Source organism: Salinispora sp. CH2A1_6 (assembly GCF_056820975.1).
Map to the genome: position 1 here is coordinate 60,559 of NZ_JBXEDG010000004.1, position 18,720 is coordinate 79,278.

At 69.6% G+C, this 18,720-nt stretch carries 19 protein-coding genes, 1 tRNA gene and 1 pseudogene; 7 read left to right on the forward strand and 14 right to left on the reverse strand.

Annotation, left to right across the window (positions count from 1 at the left end; all coding sequences use genetic code 11):
• The first annotated feature begins 70 nt into the window (after nucleotides 1–70).
• The gene (locus AC1UKG_RS10985; protein ID WP_026271568.1) at nucleotides 71–1,108 is read left to right on the forward strand and encodes an alpha/beta hydrolase; all 1,038 of its coding nucleotides are present in this window, start codon (nucleotides 71–73) and stop codon (nucleotides 1,106–1,108) included.
• An 85-nt stretch (nucleotides 1,109–1,193) separates the two neighbouring features.
• A tRNA-Arg gene (locus AC1UKG_RS10990) sits at nucleotides 1,194–1,266 on the forward strand.
• Between the two features lie 146 nt (nucleotides 1,267–1,412).
• Here the strand turns inward: AC1UKG_RS10990 and AC1UKG_RS10995 are convergent.
• Nucleotides 1,413–1,816: pseudogene (locus AC1UKG_RS10995) on the reverse strand (toxin-antitoxin system YwqK family antitoxin).
• Between the two features lie 206 nt (nucleotides 1,817–2,022).
• The gene (locus tag AC1UKG_RS11000) at nucleotides 2,023–3,816 is read right to left on the reverse strand and encodes an FAD/NAD(P)-binding protein (RefSeq protein WP_482642419.1); all 1,794 of its coding nucleotides are present in this window, start codon (nucleotides 3,814–3,816) and stop codon (nucleotides 2,023–2,025) included.
• 291 nt (nucleotides 3,817–4,107) lie between these two features.
• Between AC1UKG_RS11000 and AC1UKG_RS11005 the strand changes: the two genes are divergently transcribed.
• Nucleotides 4,108–5,079, forward strand: coding sequence for a YHYH protein (locus AC1UKG_RS11005; RefSeq protein WP_018814738.1), 972 nt, complete (start codon nucleotides 4,108–4,110; stop codon nucleotides 5,077–5,079).
• A 122-nt stretch (nucleotides 5,080–5,201) separates the two neighbouring features.
• Entirely contained in the window at nucleotides 5,202–5,750 is a 549-nt protein-coding gene (locus AC1UKG_RS11010; RefSeq protein WP_482642345.1) for a dihydrofolate reductase family protein, read from the forward strand.
• A 134-nt stretch (nucleotides 5,751–5,884) separates the two neighbouring features.
• Here the strand turns inward: AC1UKG_RS11010 and AC1UKG_RS11015 are convergent, their stop codons facing one another.
• The 9 genes from AC1UKG_RS11015 to AC1UKG_RS11055 all read right to left on the reverse strand — a co-directional run bounded on the left by AC1UKG_RS11015 (nucleotide 5,885) and on the right by AC1UKG_RS11055 (nucleotide 15,376).
• The gene (locus tag AC1UKG_RS11015; protein ID WP_018745281.1) at nucleotides 5,885–6,613 is read right to left on the reverse strand and encodes a lysophospholipid acyltransferase family protein; all 729 of its coding nucleotides are present in this window, start codon (nucleotides 6,611–6,613) and stop codon (nucleotides 5,885–5,887) included.
• A gap of 149 nt (nucleotides 6,614–6,762) precedes the next feature.
• Complete coding sequence (locus AC1UKG_RS11020) at nucleotides 6,763–8,820, reverse strand: glycogen debranching N-terminal domain-containing protein (RefSeq protein ID WP_018745282.1); 2,058 nt, start codon at nucleotides 8,818–8,820, stop codon at nucleotides 6,763–6,765.
• Nucleotides 8,820–9,191, reverse strand: coding sequence for an SCP2 sterol-binding domain-containing protein (locus tag AC1UKG_RS11025; protein ID WP_018732752.1), 372 nt, complete (start codon nucleotides 9,189–9,191; stop codon nucleotides 8,820–8,822). The genes AC1UKG_RS11020 and AC1UKG_RS11025 overlap by 1 nt, the downstream gene beginning before the upstream one ends.
• Before the next feature lie 148 nt (nucleotides 9,192–9,339).
• Nucleotides 9,340–9,756 carry a CBS domain-containing protein gene (locus tag AC1UKG_RS11030; RefSeq protein ID WP_018814741.1) on the reverse strand — a complete coding sequence of 139 codons (417 nt, stop codon included), beginning with the start codon at nucleotides 9,754–9,756 and terminating at the stop codon, nucleotides 9,340–9,342.
• A gap of 82 nt (nucleotides 9,757–9,838) precedes the next feature.
• A complete protein-coding gene (locus AC1UKG_RS11035; protein WP_482642420.1) occupies nucleotides 9,839–10,303 on the reverse strand; it encodes a PPOX class F420-dependent oxidoreductase in 465 nt (154 codons plus the stop codon).
• A gap of 53 nt (nucleotides 10,304–10,356) precedes the next feature.
• Complete coding sequence (locus AC1UKG_RS11040; protein ID WP_026271570.1) at nucleotides 10,357–11,382, reverse strand: aspartate-semialdehyde dehydrogenase; 1,026 nt, start codon at nucleotides 11,380–11,382, stop codon at nucleotides 10,357–10,359.
• An 81-nt stretch (nucleotides 11,383–11,463) separates the two neighbouring features.
• The gene (locus AC1UKG_RS11045; RefSeq protein ID WP_482642346.1) at nucleotides 11,464–12,810 is read right to left on the reverse strand and encodes a M16 family metallopeptidase; all 1,347 of its coding nucleotides are present in this window, start codon (nucleotides 12,808–12,810) and stop codon (nucleotides 11,464–11,466) included.
• Nucleotides 12,807–14,099: a M16 family metallopeptidase gene (locus AC1UKG_RS11050; protein ID WP_482642347.1), complete on the reverse strand. Its 1,293-nt coding sequence runs from the start codon at nucleotides 14,097–14,099 to the stop codon at nucleotides 12,807–12,809. The genes AC1UKG_RS11045 and AC1UKG_RS11050 overlap by 4 nt, the downstream gene beginning before the upstream one ends.
• A gap of 125 nt (nucleotides 14,100–14,224) precedes the next feature.
• Nucleotides 14,225–15,376 carry an alkaline phosphatase PhoX gene (locus tag AC1UKG_RS11055; RefSeq protein WP_018745288.1) on the reverse strand — a complete coding sequence of 384 codons (1,152 nt, stop codon included), beginning with the start codon at nucleotides 15,374–15,376 and terminating at the stop codon, nucleotides 14,225–14,227.
• 316 nt (nucleotides 15,377–15,692) lie between these two features.
• Between AC1UKG_RS11055 and AC1UKG_RS11060 the strand changes: the two genes are divergently transcribed.
• The 3 genes from AC1UKG_RS11060 (at nucleotide 15,693) to AC1UKG_RS11070 (ending at nucleotide 17,372) form a co-directional block, all read left to right on the forward strand.
• Nucleotides 15,693–16,781 (forward strand): 3-deoxy-7-phosphoheptulonate synthase, encoded by a 1,089-nt coding sequence (locus tag AC1UKG_RS11060; RefSeq protein WP_018745289.1) that lies wholly within the window; start codon nucleotides 15,693–15,695, stop codon nucleotides 16,779–16,781.
• A 39-nt stretch (nucleotides 16,782–16,820) separates the two neighbouring features.
• A complete protein-coding gene (locus AC1UKG_RS11065) occupies nucleotides 16,821–17,066 on the forward strand; it encodes a hypothetical protein (protein ID WP_196230291.1) in 246 nt (81 codons plus the stop codon).
• A 90-nt stretch (nucleotides 17,067–17,156) separates the two neighbouring features.
• Nucleotides 17,157–17,372, forward strand: coding sequence for a hypothetical protein (locus tag AC1UKG_RS11070; protein ID WP_018814745.1), 216 nt, complete (start codon nucleotides 17,157–17,159; stop codon nucleotides 17,370–17,372).
• 119 nt (nucleotides 17,373–17,491) lie between these two features.
• Here the strand turns inward: AC1UKG_RS11070 and AC1UKG_RS11075 are convergent, their stop codons facing one another.
• The 3 genes from AC1UKG_RS11075 to AC1UKG_RS11085 form a co-directional block, all read right to left on the reverse strand.
• Nucleotides 17,492–17,998, reverse strand: a complete 507-nt coding sequence (locus tag AC1UKG_RS11075) for a DUF1360 domain-containing protein (protein ID WP_029123678.1) — start codon at nucleotides 17,996–17,998, stop codon at nucleotides 17,492–17,494.
• 72 nt (nucleotides 17,999–18,070) lie between these two features.
• The gene (locus AC1UKG_RS11080) at nucleotides 18,071–18,388 is read right to left on the reverse strand and encodes a hypothetical protein (RefSeq protein WP_018814746.1); all 318 of its coding nucleotides are present in this window, start codon (nucleotides 18,386–18,388) and stop codon (nucleotides 18,071–18,073) included.
• Entirely contained in the window at nucleotides 18,388–18,711 is a 324-nt protein-coding gene (locus AC1UKG_RS11085; RefSeq protein WP_482642348.1) for a DUF6158 family protein, read from the reverse strand. Before AC1UKG_RS11085 ends, AC1UKG_RS11080 begins: the two co-directional genes overlap by 1 nt.
• Nucleotides 18,712–18,720: the final 9 nt, after the last annotated feature.

The following is an 18,720-nucleotide window of genomic DNA, read 5'->3' on the forward strand; positions in this document are numbered from 1 at the left end:
GGCCCTCCTCCCGCACATGGCCGGGGAGGAGGGCTACCGTCCGGTAGCTGGCCGGCGTACCGTCGCAGTCGTGGAACCAGACGTGCTGGGGCCGCCCTACGAGCGGCACACAATCGACCTGGGCACCGACGACGAGGGGCCGGTGGTGGCGACCCTGGTGCGCCGCCGCGCCGAGCGGCCCACCCACCGTGCGGTGCTCTACGTGCACGGATATGTCGACTACTTCTTCCAGACCCACGTCGCCGATCACTTCGCCGCCCAGGGCTGGGACTTTTACGCCCTGGACCTGCGCAAGTACGGTCGCAGCCTGCTCCCGCACCAGACGCCGAACTTCTGCCTGGACCTCGGTGACTACTTCGCGGAGCTGGACGCCGCCGTAAAGATCATCAGATCGAACGACGGGCACGACACCCTACTCGGCATGGGCCACTCCACCGGTGGCCTGATCATCTCGCTCTGGGCGCACGCCCGGCGGGACGCCGGTGTGGTTGACGGACTCTTCCTCAACAGCCCCTTCTTCGACCTGAACCTCCCCTGGGCGCTACGGCGCCCGGGAGCGGCGGCCGTCGCCCGCCTCGCCCACCGGTCACCCAAGCGCACCCTCGCCAACGGCCTCAGCACCGTCTACGGCGAGAGCCTGCACGCCACCCACCGCGGCGAGTGGAACTACGACCTCGCCTGGAAGCCACTCGGCGGCTTCCCGATCCGGGCGGGCTGGCTGGCCGCGATCCGGCGGGGCCAGCAACAGCTCCGCGCCGGGCTGAAAATCCCGGCACCGATGCTCGTGGCCGCCTCAACGCGCAGCTTCAAGGGACTGAAGTGGCGGGAGGCGGCCGCCAGCGCCGACTCGGTGCTGGATGTGGAGCACATGGCGCGCTGGGCGCCTCGGCTCGGCCGGCACGTCACCCTGCTCCGGGTGGACGGTGGGCTGCACGACCTCACGCTCTCCGCGCCCACCGTCCGCGACAGAGTCCTGACGGAGGTCGGACGATGGGCTGACGGCTTCCTCGGCGCCGAAAGAATCGACCGCGGCCGCCTAACAGCGCAGGCGGCACCACCGACGCCCGACCAGACCGCCGAGGCAGAGTCGCCGGCGCCGCAGGCCTGATTGCCGCCGGGAGCGGTCACCACCACCCGCTCCCTCGCCGATCGGGCCCGCGGCGGTACCCTTCTCGGGCGACGTTCCGTGGCACGCGCCCGTAGCTCAGCGGATAGAGCAGGGGACTTCTAATCCCAAGGCCGCAGGTTCGAATCCTGCCGGGCGCACAGGCACCTCTTCAATCTGAGTGGCGTTGTCAGGCTGTTCGTGGCGTACCGCTGGTCCTGGTGCCGCACCTCGTGACCGAGGCCGCACTGTCACGCGCCACCAGCTCTGGAAATAATCAGCTCACCGCCCCACGCGATGCCGACACTCAGCGGCGGGCGCGGTGGGTCACCGTGCGTTTCACCGTGCCGTCCGGGTTGAAGGTCGTCCACTCACCGACCCTTTGTCGGCGCCATAGTCGCCCCGGTCGATCATTTCGCCGGCTGCGTTCCACCTCGTCCACGTGCCATGCTTGCGTCCGTGGTCGAATCCGCTCCGCTGCATGATTCCGCCAGACGAGCGATACCACACCCACTCACCGTGCACGGTCCCGTCGTCGAAGCCGCCCTCCGCACGCAACCTGCCATCGGTGCAGAAGTGCCCCCAGGTGCCCTGCCGCTCACCCTCGACATACTCGCCCACCATCACACCGCCGTGCGGGTCCGGGGCGGTCCAGAGGCCGGTCTTGCGGCCCTGCGCGTCCTCTTCGTCCAAAGTCGGTGGAGTACTCACGTGCGTTCTCCTATCCGCTTAAGGGCCACCGCTCATGGTCGAGAGCGCAGTGGTGCGGCACCGAGATGATGGACCTGGGCACGGCCCGCCGACATCGCGCAGCTCCCCGAGCAGCCCTGACCCCCTCACCCAGGGCAGACCCCAACGCGACGAGAATCCCCAGTCCAGGTCCGACCGGGCCGGGTTTTCTCGACGGTGACGGGAGGCTAGCAAGAAAGCGCGGCCCGGGCAATTGCGTCCGCATTCTCGAGAATCGCGGACCCAACGCCAGGCCGGATTGTTTCGTTCAGCGACCAGGAAACCGACTCGATCGGCGGCCCGTAGGCGAAACGGTTCGGATGGGGGACGCCGGCGGCATCAATCAGCCGAAATGGCCGTGGGGTGACGTCGAGCCCGCCACTCTCGTAGGCACCGCTGGCGTCTGGAATACGGTACGGTCGGCACTTGCCGGCATCGAGCAGGGAACGCAGCAGCGGGTTGGCGCTGTGTGGTAGGTCTGGCTTGGGAATGCGCGCCTCTATCAGTGCCGTGGCCCGGGTTGGCTGCCCCGGGATCATGGTAGACCGTACGGTGAAACAGCCACCTTGCGGATCTGTTCGTATCTCCGGCTCGGGGCCCACCACCTGCAGCAAGCCGCACTCGATGAGCGCCACCATCTGCTCGACCCGCAACGGCGGTGGACCGGCGGAAAAAAGAGTGCTCAGCGGCGTGAACCAGTGGACCACCTCGTCGCGATACGAGGACCCGGTGACTCCGGACAGGTCGATGGCCAGTCGGATCTCCCCGTGCAGGTCGCGTATCACATCCAGCGCGGTCTTTATCGGGTCGTCAATATTACCAACCTTGGCACGGTCGATATCCTTGCGGAGGTGATCGAGCAGCCAATGATTGAAGTCAGCCCGTTCGGGAAAATCACGCGAACGCCAGGGCCGGCCGACGTTCTCCCAACTCCACTCGTCCGACTCGGTCACGCCGTGCCGTCGAAGAATCCCGGAGTCATCCGGCGCGGCAAGATACTCTTCCTGGAATTTGCTGGCGGCAGCTGATCCATGACGTTGCGTAACGAGAGCCACGTAGTAGACCATGCGAACCTCTGCATCCAGCAGGGGCCACACGTCTTGCCGGAAGGTGGATTCTGGAGCTTCACGAATACGATGGGCCGCGCTGGCGGTCAGGAACCGGGGGGTGTGCTTGCCCGCAGCGCCCTTCTGGTTCCGCCCCCGGGTATAGTCCGGAATGCCGTGATGTGCCCCGGCATAGAGAACTGGCTCCCGACCGGAGGGTTCATACCGTAACCCCTTTTCCAGCGGTGTGAACCGGCCACCACGCCCCTCCGTGACCAGGGCAAGAACGTCGAAGAAGGCAAGCCCGAGCCCCCGGACGGCGACCGCCTCCCCGGCATCGATTCCATCCAGGTCGAAATCCGCCGGATTTCCGGGCGGGAAGTAGCGCAGACCGTGACTCTCGGCGAAATCCGCCAGCTCACGCTCATCACCCGTGAGTTCCGTGTCGAGGTGACCGAGCGACAGCACCACGGCGTCCATGTCCGGCAGGCGCTCCCCGTTATCCAGCGTGACGCACTGACCGTCACTCCCGTCCTCCAAGGCCACTGCGGTGGCGCGGTGGACATTAACGCGGACGGTGTCGGGCGCACCGGACACCACGCGTTCAAAAGCCCATCTCAGATAGCGGCCGTACAATCTCCGCGAGGAGTATTCGTCCGGTCCCCGGTGCCCCTGGTCCGCCCCGGCGGCACGGCTGTCCATCCAACCGTGCAGACTCGGACCCGGCCTGATCGGACCCGCGCAGTTGACACTCTCATCGGTAAACTGACTCACCTGGGCGGTAACCGTGTTCATCAACAGATGGGGTGACTGCTGCTCCCGCCATATTCTTCCTGACCCCGGCGGAAAGGGATCCACCAGGTGGAGCACCAACTTGTTCTCACCGTCGTGGTTGGCACACAGTCGCTCCAGGACCGCGAGCCCCCGCGGCCCCATCCCCACCAGGCAGATCTTTCTGGTACGCACCGCGCGCAACCTTTCACGTTTTCTGACCTACCCAGTGGGCAGGAGCGAGCTCGCAGCGCCTCTCAACTTACCGCTCCTGCCTCGGGTGGCAGCCCAAACCGATGAACCGGAGATATTCGCGTCTCTTCGCCAGGATCGTGATTGACAGTCGGCCTGTAGGGCCTGGTCGACGACCTCGGACCGGTGTCATTTCCCCGGTTTTCCAGCTGGCCCACAGGCCGCACACAGTCACCACCTGAGATCAGCGGCCACAGTAGTGGCATGACTTCTCCTCAACACGATTCTGGTCGACCCACCCGCCGCGTCTTCCTGCTCGGTGGGCTCGCCGCCGCCCTCGGGGTCTCGGCGTGTGGCCGGACGACGGTCACCGGGGTCACCGACCCCTCGACGTCAGCCACCTCCATCGACGCATCGACCACCCCGGTGTCGACCGAGTTGACGGGCAACTACTCGATCGCCGACAGCGCCACCGGGACCCAGATCGACGTGACGGTCACCGGGGACAGTCGAATCATCCGCGCCAACGGACTGCCAAACCATCCAAGGGGCAGCTTCCCGAACGCCCACAACCCCCACACCGTCTCGGCCCAGGCATACGAGTTCCACCTGCCCCGCAACGGCACCCGGGCCAGCCGCGCCACCCCACTCGTCCTGCCGCAACCCTTCGGCATCGCGATCAACGGTGTCCCCTTCGACCCGCTCGCCGCCGAGTGGTACCGACGCGATCCGGCCTCCGGCTGGACAGTCGAGGCGATCAGCCCCAAGACGAATCTCGGTTTGGATGACAACAACGCGCATGTCCAACCGACCGGGGCATACCACTACCACGGGCTACCCACGGCAGTGGCCGGCCAGCGGGACGCGAGTCGCCACTCCCCGCTGATCGGCTGGGCCGGCGACGGCTTCCCCGTCTACGCGGGACTCGGTTACGCCGACGCGACGGACCCGGCCTCCGGCATCACCGAGTTGACCTCCTCGTACCGACTCCGCTCCGGTGTCCGACCGGACGGCCCGGGCGGAGCATACGACGGCACCTACAGCGAGGACTTCGAGTTCGTGGCGGGCCACGGCGTGCTGGACGCGGCCAACGGCCGACACGGAGTCACGCCCGAGTATCCCGACGGTACCTACTACTACGTCCTCACCGACACGTTCCCGTTCATCCCGCGACAGTTCGTCGGCACCCTCGCAGAGAGCTTCCGCCACTCCGGACCCGGCGGTAGGCCCCGGTAGCCGCCGGCCGTACGTCGGCTCCCGGTGACGGCCCCGGTCTCCGCCACCCGCGCGGCCCGGAGCCGTTTGTCATACCAGGGCTCGACAATCAGCCATCCGGTACGACGGCCGAGGAGATCTGCATGCGTAAGCTCGTGCTCTACACCCTGATGTCAATGGACGGGGTGGTGGAGGCACCCGACCGCTACATTTTCGACTTCGACGAGGTGATGTACGCCAATCTCGCCCGCACGATCAAGGCCCAGGACACGGTGCTGCTCGGCCGACGGACCTACGACGAGTGGGCGCCGTACTGGCCGAGGGCGGAGGAACAACCCTTCGCCGACTTCATCAACGAGGTGCCGAAGTTCCTGATCAGCTCGGCGGCTCCGACCGTGCCGTGGGCCAACACCACGGTCGTCTCGAGCCCGGTCACCGATCTCGTTCGCCGGCTCAAGGAGCATCCGGGTGGCGACATCGGCGTCCACGGCAGCATTCGCCTCGCCCAGTCCCTCCTGGCGGACCATCTGGTTGACGAGCTCCGACTCGTCATCGCCCCGGCGGTGCTGGGCTCCGGGCGGCGACTACTCGGCGAGAGAGGCGAGCAGCTACGACAGTGGAATCTGCTGCGGCTGGAGGGAACCCCCTCCGGCGCCGTGCTCGCCGACTACGAGCTCAACCGAAGCCGCTGACCGACCCACGTCCACCGCCCAGGCCGTCGGTGCCGACCACCCGGGCCAGCCCCGAGGGGTCACCTGCTCGCCGCGGCCACGAAGGCGGGCGGGTGAGCGGGTCCGCTCCGAAGCAATCCAGACCCGTGAGCGGCTCAGGAACGATCCAGGGCGCCCGCCTCGGCCGGGGTGGGTGCGCTGCCGCCGAGGTGCGCCGGGAGCCACCAGGTGTCGTCGGGGCCGGCCGGGCGCTCCGGGTACTCCCGTTGGTTCCGGTCGACCAGTGCGCTCAGCCGCTCGGCCAGGTCGGTGGTCATCGCGTTCGCGTCCGGGTAGGCGGCCGGCTTCATCGGCTCCCCGATCAGGATCGTGATCGGGGTGTGCCGCCGGCCGAGGGTGCGCGGCCGTCCCTTGGTCCACAGCCGCTGGGTTCCCCAGACCGCCACCGGCAGCACCGGCACGTCGGCTTCCCGGGCCATCCGGGTCGCCCCGCTCTTGAGCTGCTTGACGGTGAACGACCGGCTGATCGTCGCCTCGGGGAAGACTCCGACCACCTCGCCCCGCCGCAGCGCGGCGACCGCCTCGACGAAGGAGCCGGTTCCGGCCCGGCGGTCGACCGGGATGTGCCGCATGCCCCGCATCAACGGCCCGGAGATCCGGTGCGTGAACACGGACTTCTTGGCCATGAACCGGACCAGCCGCTTCGACTCGCGCGCGCCCAGGCCGCAGAAGATGAAGTCGAGGTAGCTGACGTGGTTGCTGGCGAGGACCGCGCCGCCCGTCCGCGGTACGTGGTGGGCGCCCTCAATGGTGATCTTCAGATCGAGTACCCGAAACATTGTCTTGGCGGCGGCGATCACGGGCGGATACACGAGTTCCGGCATCCGCCGACCTTACCCCGGTTTCGGTGACCGCTCGGTGGGTGGAAGCCCCCGTTGTTGGCACCGTCCGCCCGCCCCCCCGGCCCGGGGTCGGGCTGGGCCGGCTCACCTCACTCGCCGGGCCGGCTCAGGTCGGGCTGGGCCGGCTCACCTCACTCGCCGCGCCGCCGCAGTTCGAGCCGGCCGCGGGCGAACGCGTCCACCCGACCCCACCGGCCCGGGATGTCCAGCACCTCGATCCGCCCCATCCCCGCTGGCAGGCGCGGCTCGACAACCAGGTGGCCCTGGTGTGGCTCCAGCCCGAGCATCGTGCGCAGCAGCAACAGTGGGGCGCCGGTGGACCAGGCCTGGGGCGTACACGCGGTCGGGTATTCGACCGGGAACTTGGTCAGCTCCCGTGGGTAGCCGCCGAACGCCTCCGGCAGCCGACCGTCGAAGTAGCGGGCGGCGTCGAGGATGCCGTTGGCGACCGTCGCCGCCTCCTCCGTGAAGCCATACTTGCGCAGGCCCCAGGCGACGAACGAGTTGTCGAACGGCCAGATGGTGCCGTTGTGATAGCCGATCGGGTTGTATCGGGCCTCCCCCCTGGCCAGCGTCCGCACCCCCCAGCCGGAGAAGAGCCGTGGCCCCACCAGGTGTTCGGCGATTCTCGGGGCTCGCTCGTCGTCGACGATTCCGCTCCAGAGCAGATGCCCGATGTTGGAGCTGAGCACGTCGCACTGCCGGCCGTCCGGGTCCAGAGCGAGCGCATAGTACTCACCGTCCGCCACCCACCACTCCCGGTTGAACCGTTCCTTGAGGTCGGCCGCCTCCCGCTCCAGTTGCTCGGCGTAGGCCGGGTCGTCCCAGAACTCGCGGGCCAGCCGAGCGGCCCGCATCTTCGCGTCGTACGCATATCCCTGCACCTCGCAGGTGGCGCGGGGGAACGGTGGCAGGGTGCCGTCGCGGTAGGAGATGGAGTCCCAGGAGTCCTTCCAGCACTGATTCTCCAGCCCGGTGTCGGTGTTGCGTCGTTCGTACCAGATGTAACCGTTGCCCACCAGGTCGGCGCAGCTATCGATCCATTTCAACGCAGCCCGACACTCGACCTGCAGCGCCCGCACCAGTTCGGCGTCCCCGCTCCACCGCTCGTACTCGTCGAGGAGCACGATGAACAGCGGGGTGGCGTCCACCGAGCCGTAGTACGGCGAGTGGGGCTGCTCCTCGAAGGCCGCCGTCTCGCCGTACCGCATCTCGTGCAGAATCCGGCCCGGATCCTCCTCCCGGAAGTCGTCGAACCGGGTGCCCTGAAGGGCGGCGAGGATCTGAAGCGTCGTCTTGGACAGCTCCGGGGTGAACGGCAGTACCTGCAGGCAGGTCAGGATGCTGTCCCGGCCGAACATGGTCATGAACCACGGCAGGCCGGCGGCCGGTAGCGCCGCCCCACCCAGCGAGAACGGAACGAAGCGCAGCGCCGCCAGGTCGACCAGGCAGCGGTGGTACGTCGCGGTCAGATCCTCGCGTTCGCTGTTGACCTTGGGAGCGTTCGCGATCCACTCCTTGAGGTCCTGTTCCAGGGCGAGCCGCTCGTCGCCGTGCGCACGCAGGCCCCTGCGCAGGTCGCGGCCGCTGGGGCCAAGGGTCAGGGTCCGGACGTCGATCTCCGCCACCCACTGCTCATTCGCTGCCAGATCGATGGTGTACGCGAAGCCGCCCTGGTCGAACCGGGCCGGCACCGACGAGGTGATCGTGGTTTCGCGCCGGAAGTTGCCGCGCCGGTAGCCCAACCGCAGCCGGTCCGACTCGGCCTCGGTGTAGAGCTCGCCCTTCTTGTTCAGCTGGTCGTCCTTGATCTCGAACAGGTCGGCGAAGTCGGCTGCCGCCGCCATCCGGACCTCCAGCTCGACCGGATTCTCGTCGTGATTGAGGATGGTGAGCGTCTCCCGAAAGCTTCCCCCCACCGCCCGTTCCCGGATGACCGAGAGCTTGGCGTCCACGTAGTGCGTCGCCGCCCCCGGCACCAGGAAAAACCGCGCCTCGTAGTACTGCAGGTCGTCATAGGAGAGCGGGTTGAGCCGTTCGCCGTTGACCGTCAGCACCCAGGTGGACAGGAAACGGGTGTCGAGGGAGAAGAGACCGGTCGGCTCGGTCGGCGTCGCCTCGATGTCCCCACTCTCCGCGGAGACCACGAAGGTGTTGCCGTCGAGGATGCGCACCGTGTTACCCGGCATCAACGCACCTCCCGCTCGAAGGCTCGACGCGGTCCACGCGCGCGTGGGTCGCCCGGGAAGAGCCGCTCCACCTGGACGAAGAGCCGTGGATCACCGCTGACCCTCAGGTCTCCCCGCAGGCTGGCCGCGATGGCGTGTTCTCGACCGGCGGCCAACTCCTCAAAGAGCGCCGGGCTGAGCCCGATGACCGCGTCGGCCTCCAGGTCCTCCCGACTCACCCGCAACCGCCCCCGGTCGATCCGGAGGAACCAGTGCGTCGTGTGCGCCCCCTCGTGCAGGTCGAACCGGACCGTCGCGGTGGCCCGCATCAGCAGCGGCTCGTAGCCCCGCCGGTCGAGATCCTTGAAGAAGGCCGTGGTCGCTTCCGACATGGGTCCCCACCTCCCGCCGGCCCGTCCGTATGCGCGACTGGGCCACCCATGGCACCACCCCAACGTCGTGCCATCGCCTCCGGGCACGGGTCCCCCGATCCGAGGCGGCCAACCTCGCCCGGATCGGGTGAGACCTGACCGGGCCGCGCTAGTTGTTCGGGTCGTCCGCGCTGATGTCCGCGAGCACCGACTGTGGTTCGCGCTCCACCGCCAGATCCCCCATCGACACCAGGCCGATCAGCTGCCCGTCCTCGACCACCGGCAGCCGACGCACCGCGTATGTCCGCATCAGATCGGCGGCGGCCACGGCGTCGTCGTGCTGGCTGACCGTGATCACATCCCGAGTGGTGATCTCATTCAACCGGGTCGAGGCCGGGTCCATGTTCTCCGCCACCGCTCGAACAGTAATGTCACGGTCTGTTACGATACCAACGACGTCGTCACCATCCGTGACCACGACGTCACCGATGGCGCAGTCCCGCATCTCCTGGGCGGCCGCAATGAGCGTGTCGTTGCCGTCCATCGTCACCAACCGGGTCGTCATGAACTCTTCGACCGTTGTCATGGTGCTCCCCTCTCGCTGTCGGCACCGCGGACTACCCCCACGAGGGCGGCAGGTAACGAGCACGGACGCGATGGGGCGGCCGTCAGCCGCGCGGGGGCAGGCCGTAGACGCGCTCGACGTGCAGTCGCAACACCAGCCGGCGCTGCGCCACCATCTCCCGGCGGAAGTCGTCCCAGTCCGGGTGTTCACCCTGCATCGCCCGGTAGAGGGCGACCAGTTCCTCGACCGTGGGATCGTCCCCGCGCTCGGCGACCGGGGTCAGCTCGGCCCGCCCCTCGGCGACCGCGTACGCCCAACCGGCGCCGCTGCTGACGTGGAAGCTGGCCCTCGGGTCCCGGCGCAGATTGGCGACCTTGGCCCGGTTGTCGGTGACCGAGCTCCGGATCAGCCCGGCCGCCGGGTCGTACTGGTAGAGCACGGTGGAGAGCTGCGCCGGCCCGTCCCGCCGCAGCGTCGCCAACACACCCATCCGGTGCTCCGCGAGGAGTTCGAGCAGCGGCGCCTGGCTCTGGTCGGTCACGGTTGCCTCCCTCGTCGGGTCACCCATCATCCAAACACGTCGGCACCGCCCCGGGGGAAGAGCGGTGCCGACGGTTGGGCTCAGGCGCGTTCGGCGGCGACCAGTTCGGCGATCTGCACGGCGTTGAGCGCCGCCCCCTTCCGCAGGTTGTCGTTGGCGCAGAAGAGGGCGAGACCATGTTCGACGGTCTGGTCGGCGCGGATTCGGCCCACATAGGTCGGGTCCTGACCGGCGGCCTGCAGTGGCGTGGGCACCTCGGAGAGGGCGACGCCGGGCGCGTCAGCGAGCAGCTCCCGGGCCCGCTGCGGGGTGATCGGCCGGGCGAAGCGCGCGTTGACCTGAAGTGAGTGGCCGGTGAAGACGGGTACCCGGACGCAGGTGCCGGAGACCTTCAGCTCGGGGATCTCGAGGATCTTGCGGCTCTCGTTCCGCAGCTTCTGCTCCTCGTCGGTCTCCTCAGACCCGTCGTCAACGATCGAACCGGCGAGCGGGAGCACGTTGAACGCGATCGACTGGGCGAACGACCGGGACACCGGGAAGTCTACGGCCGCGCCGTCGAAGGTGAGGCCGCTCGCGTGCTCGGCCACCTTCCGGACCTGCTCATCCAGCTCAGCCACGCCGGCGAGGCCGGCCCCGGAGACCGCCTGATAGGTCGAGACGACGAGACCCACCAGCTCCGCCTCGGCGTGCAGCGGACGCAACACCGGCATCGCGGCCATCGTGGTGCAGTTCGGGTTGGCGATGATCCCGCGGGGCCGTTGCCGCGCAGCGTGCGGATTCACCTCGGCAACGACGAGCGGCACCGCCGGGTCCATTCGAAAAGCCGACGAATTGTCGATCACCACAGCTCCGGCTTCGGCGACCCGGGGAGCCAGATCCCGGGCGGATTCCTTGCCGGCCGAGAAGAGAACGATGTCCAGCCCCGAGTAGTCGGCGACGGCGGCGTCCTCCACCGTCAACTCGCCACCGCGCCAGGGCAGGGTCCGCCCCGCCGACCGCGCGGAGGCGAACAGCCGAACCTGTTCCGCGGGGAACTCCCGCTCTGCCAACACCTGCCGCATTACCCCACCGACCTGGCCGGTGGCCCCCACAATGCCGATCCTCATACCCGCGAGGCTACCCAGCGGAGCCCGCCAACCAAGAATCCTTTCCCACCGCCCGGACCTGGCGATCCGGGCGGTGGGCGGTCAGCGTGTGCTGGTGATGACCTCCCCCAGGTCGGTCGCCGCCAGCTCGGTCCGGATCAGGGCGGCGTCCCCCTCGACCACCAGGGTCAGCTCCTCCGGGTGCAGGTGCGCGGCGGCGGCCGCCGAGACCTCCTCGACCTCGGCGGCGAGCAGCGCCGCACGCAGCCGGGCGTGGTAGTCGTCGGGCAGGTCATGGACGACCAGCGTGGTCAGCGCCGCGGCGATCGCCCGCGGGGTCTGCAGCTCGACCGAGAGCTGGCCGGCCAGCCAGGAGCGGGCCACCGCCAGCTCCGGCTCGGTCACCCCGGTCTGCTGGGTACGGGTGATCTCGCCGACCGCCTCGACCAACGCGGGCGCGGTCACCGCGGTCTGCACGCCGGAGCTGACCGCGAACCGCCCGAACCGACGCGACGACACGAAGTCACCCCGGATCCCGTACGTGTAGCCCCGCACCTCACGGATCAGATGGTTGAGCCGGGAGGTGAAGGCGCCACCGAGAACGGTGCCGGCGAGCCGCATCGGCACATGGTCGGGGTGTGCGCGGTGCGGCGACGGATGCCCGAGCCGCAGCGTCGACTGCACCGAACCCGGCCGGTCCACCAAAATGATCTTGCGACCGTCACGCGGGGTGACCTGGACCGGGCCGCCCCGGTCCACCGCGCCGCCACCGGTGCCGGCGAACGCCGTCGCCGCGAGCGCGTCCAGGTCGAGGCGCTCCAGGTCCCCGGCGACGATCAAGGTGCCCGGCCGAAGGAACCACTCCGAGTGGAAGATGCGGATGTCCTCGACCTCCAGCACGGCCACCGTCTCCGGGTCGCCGTACAGCGGTCGGCCCCAGCGGTTCTCGACACCGAACAGGTCAGCCCGCAGCGCCGCATCGGCCCGCGGGCCCGGATTCGCCCAATCCATGCGCTGGGCGGTCGCCTCGTCGTCGCGGACCCGCCGGACGTCGTCCGGTTCCAGCCGCGGCGTACGCACCGCCTCCGCCAACAGCTCCACGGCGGCGGGCAGCCGATCCACCGGCGCCTGCACGCTCACCTGGAAGGAGTCCCAGTCCAGGCCGGCCACCAGCTCGGTGCCGAGCGCCTCGATTGCCAGCGCGTACGACGTCGCGTCCCGCTGCGCTGTCCCCTCTTCCAGCGCCTTGGCGAGCACCGCGCCCAGCCCCTCCCGCCCCGGTGATTCGCGGCCGGCGCCGGCGTCGAGTAGCAACAGCGCCACCGCCAGCGACTGCCCCGGCAGGTGCGCGGCGACCAGTTGCCCACCCGCGACACCGCGGCGGACCACCTGCGGAAACCGGTACGGTCGGGCGGCCCCCGGACCGGGCCGGGTGCTGATCAGCGTCATGAGCTCTCCTCGGGCAGGTAGGTCAGGGTCACCCGGTCGGCGGGGGCGAGCACCTCGGATGCCACCGCCGCGATCTGCTCGGCGGTCACCGCCAGCCACGCCGGCAGCCGCTCGGCCGCCCGGCGCGGGTCGCCGAACTGTGTCGCGTACCGGCCGAGGGTGTCGGCCCGGCCCTCCACCGTCGACATCTGCCGCCACCAGGCAGTGCTGAGCAGCGCCTTGGCCCGGTCCAGCTCCGCGGCGGTAACCGGCACGGTGGCCAACTCGTCAACGACCTCGCCCAACCCGGCAGCCAACCGCTCGGCCGACACCCCGGGGCGGGCCGTGGCGGTGGCGATCAACGGCGCCGGGGCATACGCCAGGTCCACCCCGTACGCCCCGACCAGGTCCGGCTGCGCGATCCGTTCCCCGTCGGCGAGCCGCTGGTAGAGCCGGCTCCCCCGCCCGCTGCCGAGGACGGTGGCGAGCACGCTGGTCACGTCGTAGCCGGCGGTGCCGAACGGGTGGGTCCGGTGCGCGACGTACACCCGGGGCGCGGGCACCTCGGTGACGACCGACTCCGTCGTCGCCACGCCGCTGCCGGGAACATGCTGGCCGTCCGGCGCGCCCGGGATCTCCGATCGGGCCGGGATCGCGCCGAAGTACTTCTCGGCCAGGGCGAACACCTCGTCGGCGGAGGTGTCGCCGACGACCGTCAGAACAGCGTTGTTCGGCGCGTAGTACGCGGAGTGGAACGCCTGGAAGGTGGGGAGGTCGGCGGCATTCAGATCGGCCATCGAGCCGATCGTCGCATGGTGGTAGGGGTGGCCCGGCGGGTAGAGCAGCGGCAGCAGCCGCAGCCAGGCGTCGCCGTACGGGACGTTCTCGTAGCGCTGCCGTCGCTCGTTCTTGACCACGTCCCGCTGGTTGTCCAGCGTCTCCTGGGTCAACGCCGGCACCAACCCGCCCATCCGGTCGGCTTCGAGCCAGAGGGCCAGCTCAAGGTGCTCGGCGGGGACCGTCTCGAAGTAGTTGGTGCGGTCCGGGTTGGTGGTGGCGTTGAGGGACCCACCACACCCCTGGACCAGCTTCATGTGTTCGGTCTTCGCCACGTTTGTCGAGCCCTCGAACATCAGGTGCTCGAAGAGGTGGGCGAAGCCGGTCTGCCCCTCCGGTTCGTGCCGGGAGCCGATGTCGTACCAGAGGTTCACGGCCACCGCCGGGGCGGTTCGATCCTCGCTCACCACCACGCGCAGGCCGTTGTCCAGTCGGGTTGTCTCGATGGGCCAGGGAAAACCGCTGTCGGGCATGGGAGGACGCTATCCGATCTCCGGGGCGCGTGGACGGTGCGCCGCGGGACGGGCCCGACGCGGGGACCGTCCGCCGCGGGACGGGGCCCGGCGCGCCGGTTCAGCCGCGGGCCCCGCCGGCTCGCTCAGCGGAACGGGCCGCGCACCTCGTAGGTGATGCCGCCGGAGGACGATCCGGAGGTGCCGCGCTGGGACGAGAAGTAGAACCGGGTGCCGTCGGGGGAGAACGCCGGACCACAGATCTCCGACCGGGACTGACCGGTGATCCGCAGGAACGGGGCGACGACCTCGTCCGGGGTAATTACGTTGATCTCCATGTTGCCGCCGTCCTCGGCGACGTAGAGGTCACCGCCGGCGGTACCGGTGATGTTGTCCACCCCGGTCAGCGGGGCGGTGCCGGAGACCAGCGAGTCGTCGTACGCCAGGTCGATCCGCTCGTTGACCGCGTCGTACGCCCAGACCCGGTTGTCCCCCTTCGTGGTGAACCAACAGGTCCCGTCGGCGTACCAACAGCCCTCCCCGCCGTTGAACCGCTTCGCCCCGGAGACCTGGTCACGCGTGTACGTCGGTGAACCGTCCGGGTCGGGCACCGGGGCCCAGGACACCGGGCCGCTGGTGGCGGCGCCGCCCACCAGTACCTCCAGGGTGCCGGCCGAGAGGTCACCCCAGGCCGTCGGCCGGAACCGGTAGAGGCAGCCGTCACGCTCATCCTCGGTGAGGTAGATCACCTGCCGACGTGGATCGCAGGCGGCGGCCTCGTGCTTGAACAAACCCATCGCGTCCCGCCGCAGGGCGTTCACCCCACCGGTCGGGTAGGTCTCGTAGACGTAGCCCCGGCTGACCTCCTCGCAGGAGAGCCACGTCTCCCACGGTGTCGCCCCGCCGGCGCAGTTCTGCCGGGTACCCGACAGGATCTGGTAGGCCGAGGCGATGCTGCCGTCAGCGTTGAACCGGACCGCCGACGCGCCGCCGCCCGGGGTGATCTCCGAGTTGGAGACGTAGATCCAGCCGGCACCGGCGGCGAAGCAGGCGCCACCGTCGGGTGCGTCGTGCCAGGTGTAGGCGGTACCGGTGACGGCCTGCCGGGAACGGGCCACGATCCGACTGGTGAATCCCACGGGCAGCTGGATACCCAGGGCGTCGGCCGACCGCAGGGGCCCGTAGGGGCTCTCCCCGGGCTGGGCGGGATCGGCCAGCGCGGCGCCAGCCCAGAGGCTGCCGGAGAAGGCGGCGGCGCCACCGGCGACGCCAGCGCGGAGCAGAGTACGACGATCCATCGAAACCTCCGGGAGAGGGAGTGGTCGGTCGTTGGCGTCACAAACCTATCGATATCAGCATCGAAGCTGGTGAAAATCAGATGAGTACTTCCGTACGGGCGGGTGGCCATCGTCGTCGAATCAGGTAGACTCAACGACGTGACACACTCGTATCGATGGTTTAGGCAGCCGGCTCTCCCGCCGGTGACCTCATCGTGAGCTGAAGTCACCCGCACGAGCCGGCAAGGCAGGAGCTTCCGCTCCTGCCTTTTTGCGTACGAGCAGCCGGCTCTCCCGGGCACCGGCCCCGGGCACGGTCGGCGAAGGGAAGCCCACCGTGACCACCTCCGAGACGAACCGGCTCAGCGACCAGCGGATCGACCGCGTGGTGCCGCTGACCACCCCGGCCCTGCTACACCACGAGCTCCCCCTGGACAGTTCGCTAACCTCGGCCGTACTTGCTGGCAGACGGGCCGTCAGCCAAGTGTTGGACCGCGCCGACGACCGCCTCCTGGTGGTGGTCGGCCCCTGCTCGGTGCATGACCCGGTCGCTGCCCTCGCCTACGCGCACCGGCTCCGCGAGCTCGCCGATCGGCTCGCCGACGACCTGCTCGTGGTGATGCGGGTCTACTTCGAGAAGCCGCGCTCGACCGTCGGCTGGAAAGGGCTGATCAACGACCCCGGGCTGGACGGCTCCGGTGATGTGAACACCGGCCTGCGTCGGGCCCGGGCACTCCTGATTGACGTGCTGCGCCTGGGTCTTCCGGTCGGCTGTGAGTTCCTGGACCCGATCACCCCGCAGTACATCGCCGACACGGTGGCGTGGGGCGCGATCGGCGCCCGGACGGTGGAGAGCCAGGTGCACCGCCAGCTCGCCTCCGGCCTGTCGATGCCGATCGGCATGAAGAACCGTCCTGACGGCAGCATCTCCACCGCGGCGGACGCCATCCGAGCGGCCGGGGTGCCGCACGTCTTCCCCGGCATCGACAACTCCGGCACCCCGGCGATCATGCACACCCGCGGTAACACCGACGGCCACCTGGTGCTACGCGGTGGCGGCAACCAGCCGAACTACGACGCCGAGTCGGTAAGCAACGCGCTGGCACTGCTGCGCGCCGCCGGGCTTCCCGAACGACTGGTCATCGACGCCAGCCACGCCAACAGCGGGAAGGACCACCGCAACCAGCCGCTCGTCGCCGCCGACGTGGCCGCCCAGATCGCCGGCGGCCAGCACGGCATCGTCGGCGTCATGCTGGAGAGCTTCCTGCTCCCGGGTCGGCAGGACCTGGACCCGACCCGCGAGCTGACGTACGGACAGTCGATCACCGACGCCTGCATCGGCTGGGACACCACGGAGGAGGTCCTGGCTGATCTGGCAGCCGCCGTACGCACCCGGCGTCGGGCTCCGGCCGTCACCCCTGCCTGACCACCGGGCGGGTGGTTTACGGGGTACGGCCCCGGGTAGGTGGGCGCCGTGACCGACAACCCACCCGTAACCGCGGTGCCCAAGACCGAGTCGGACCTGCGCCGTCTCGACGACCTACTCGAGGATCTCTACCGCGGCCAGGAACGGATCAGTCAGGGTGACATCTACCGGCGGGCGGTCGCCGCCCAGATGCCGGCGGCGCTCCTCACCCGCATCGGCGGACTACCCGAGGGCGAGTACTCCGTGGATGAGGCGGCCGACCTGCTGGGCGGATCGGCCGCCTGACGGGACCGCCGCCGAGGAGCCGGTCCGTGGGGGCCGGCAATGCACGGGACGGGGCGCCCAGCCCGGTGATCCGACGTGAAGGAGAGTGACATGTCCCAGCCCGCCCAGCGACGCTCGGAGCAGCAGGAGCAGCAGGAGCAGCTCGCGGCTCTCGGCCAGCCGCCGGAGGGTCGGGACACGCTACCGGAGCCGGACTTCGCCCGGGAACACGATGTAACGGCGGTTGATCGAGACATCATCACCGGCGCGGACGCCGACGAGCGGGAGGCGGAGTCCCCCCGAGGTTGGTCGGGGGAGGAGAGCTGAGAGCCTGCTCCGCTCGGCATGGACCGCCAGAACACCCCGTCTGCGGTCGTGGGCGGGGCCGGTAGCCCGGCCCCGCCCACGACCGCACGTCGGATGTCTCGATCGGCCGGGCTGACTAACTAACCCTCGCTCCGCTCGGCGCGCTGCTGCGCCGTCGCGTACGCCAGCTGGATGAAGTCTGACGCCGTCATGGCGGTGAGAGCAGTGGCGACGAGACGGGTCAGCCGCGGCGCCAGCACCAGGCCACCGGTGAGCCCGGTGGCCACCCAGACAGCCAGGCAGAACGGGCAACTGAGCAGCTCACCGACGGCGTGCCGGGTGGGACTGCCCGAGTCGCGCACCTCCTCCATCACCTCGCCGCTGCCGATCGGCCGGGCGTAGCGGGTGAACGGGGCCCGCAGCGGGCTGGTCACGGCCTTCTTGGAGAGCAACCGGCTGAGCTTGTGGGTGGCGATGGCCAGCAGGACCACGTCGGCCGTCGCCGGTCGCTCCGGCAGCGGCCGCCGAGTCACCTTCACCAGCCCGACGATCGCGGCCGTCGCCCCGGCGTAGGTACCCAGGGCCACGAGGTATCCGCCGAGCGGCCGGTACTCGTGCGGCGCGTAGGCTCGACGCAGACGGGTCACTTTCGCCTTCAACTCGGTCCCCGCTCCCTCGGTCTGGTCGCCGAGCCGAACAGCTCGACGGTTGCGCCCGGCTCAGCCCGCCTGCAGGTTGTCGGCCACCGCTTCGGCGAGGTCCGCCAACGCCTCGTCCACCAGCCGGTCGGCGGTACCACCGGTCAGATCGAGCCGGATCCACGCCCCACCGGCATCTGCCGGGTCAACCCGGATCTCGGCGGTCCAGTCCCCGGTGGCCCGCCAGCGGGCCGTCAGCTCCGCCGGACGGATATCCGTGGCCGGCCGGCCGCCGGCGCGGAGCGGCTCGGGGAGCCACGCCGACATCCGGTCGGGGTCGATTGCCGTGTTGAACACGACCTCCGGGGGGGCCGACATCCCCCGCTCGGCTGACGCCATCACGACCCCCGCAGTCGACTCGGGTCAACCTCCCGCCCCGGACGCCGGGCGAGGTACTCGGTCTCGAGCTCGGCGGTCCGACGCAGATGGGTGGCGAGCGCCGCGTCGGCGGCGTGCCGCAGGGTGTCCAGCCGCGTTCGGTGCAGGCTGTGCAACTCACGGATCAGGTCGGCCTCACCGAGTTCGGCAGCGTCGACGCCGAGCACCTCGCCGTCGGAGTCCGCGGTGCCGGAGGCCCGGTCGTGCAGGTGGTCTCCATCCCATTCGGGCATCCGCTGCTCCGGGCTCTGGTACTCATCCCGCCGCACAGATCCGGTCATCATCGCCCCCTT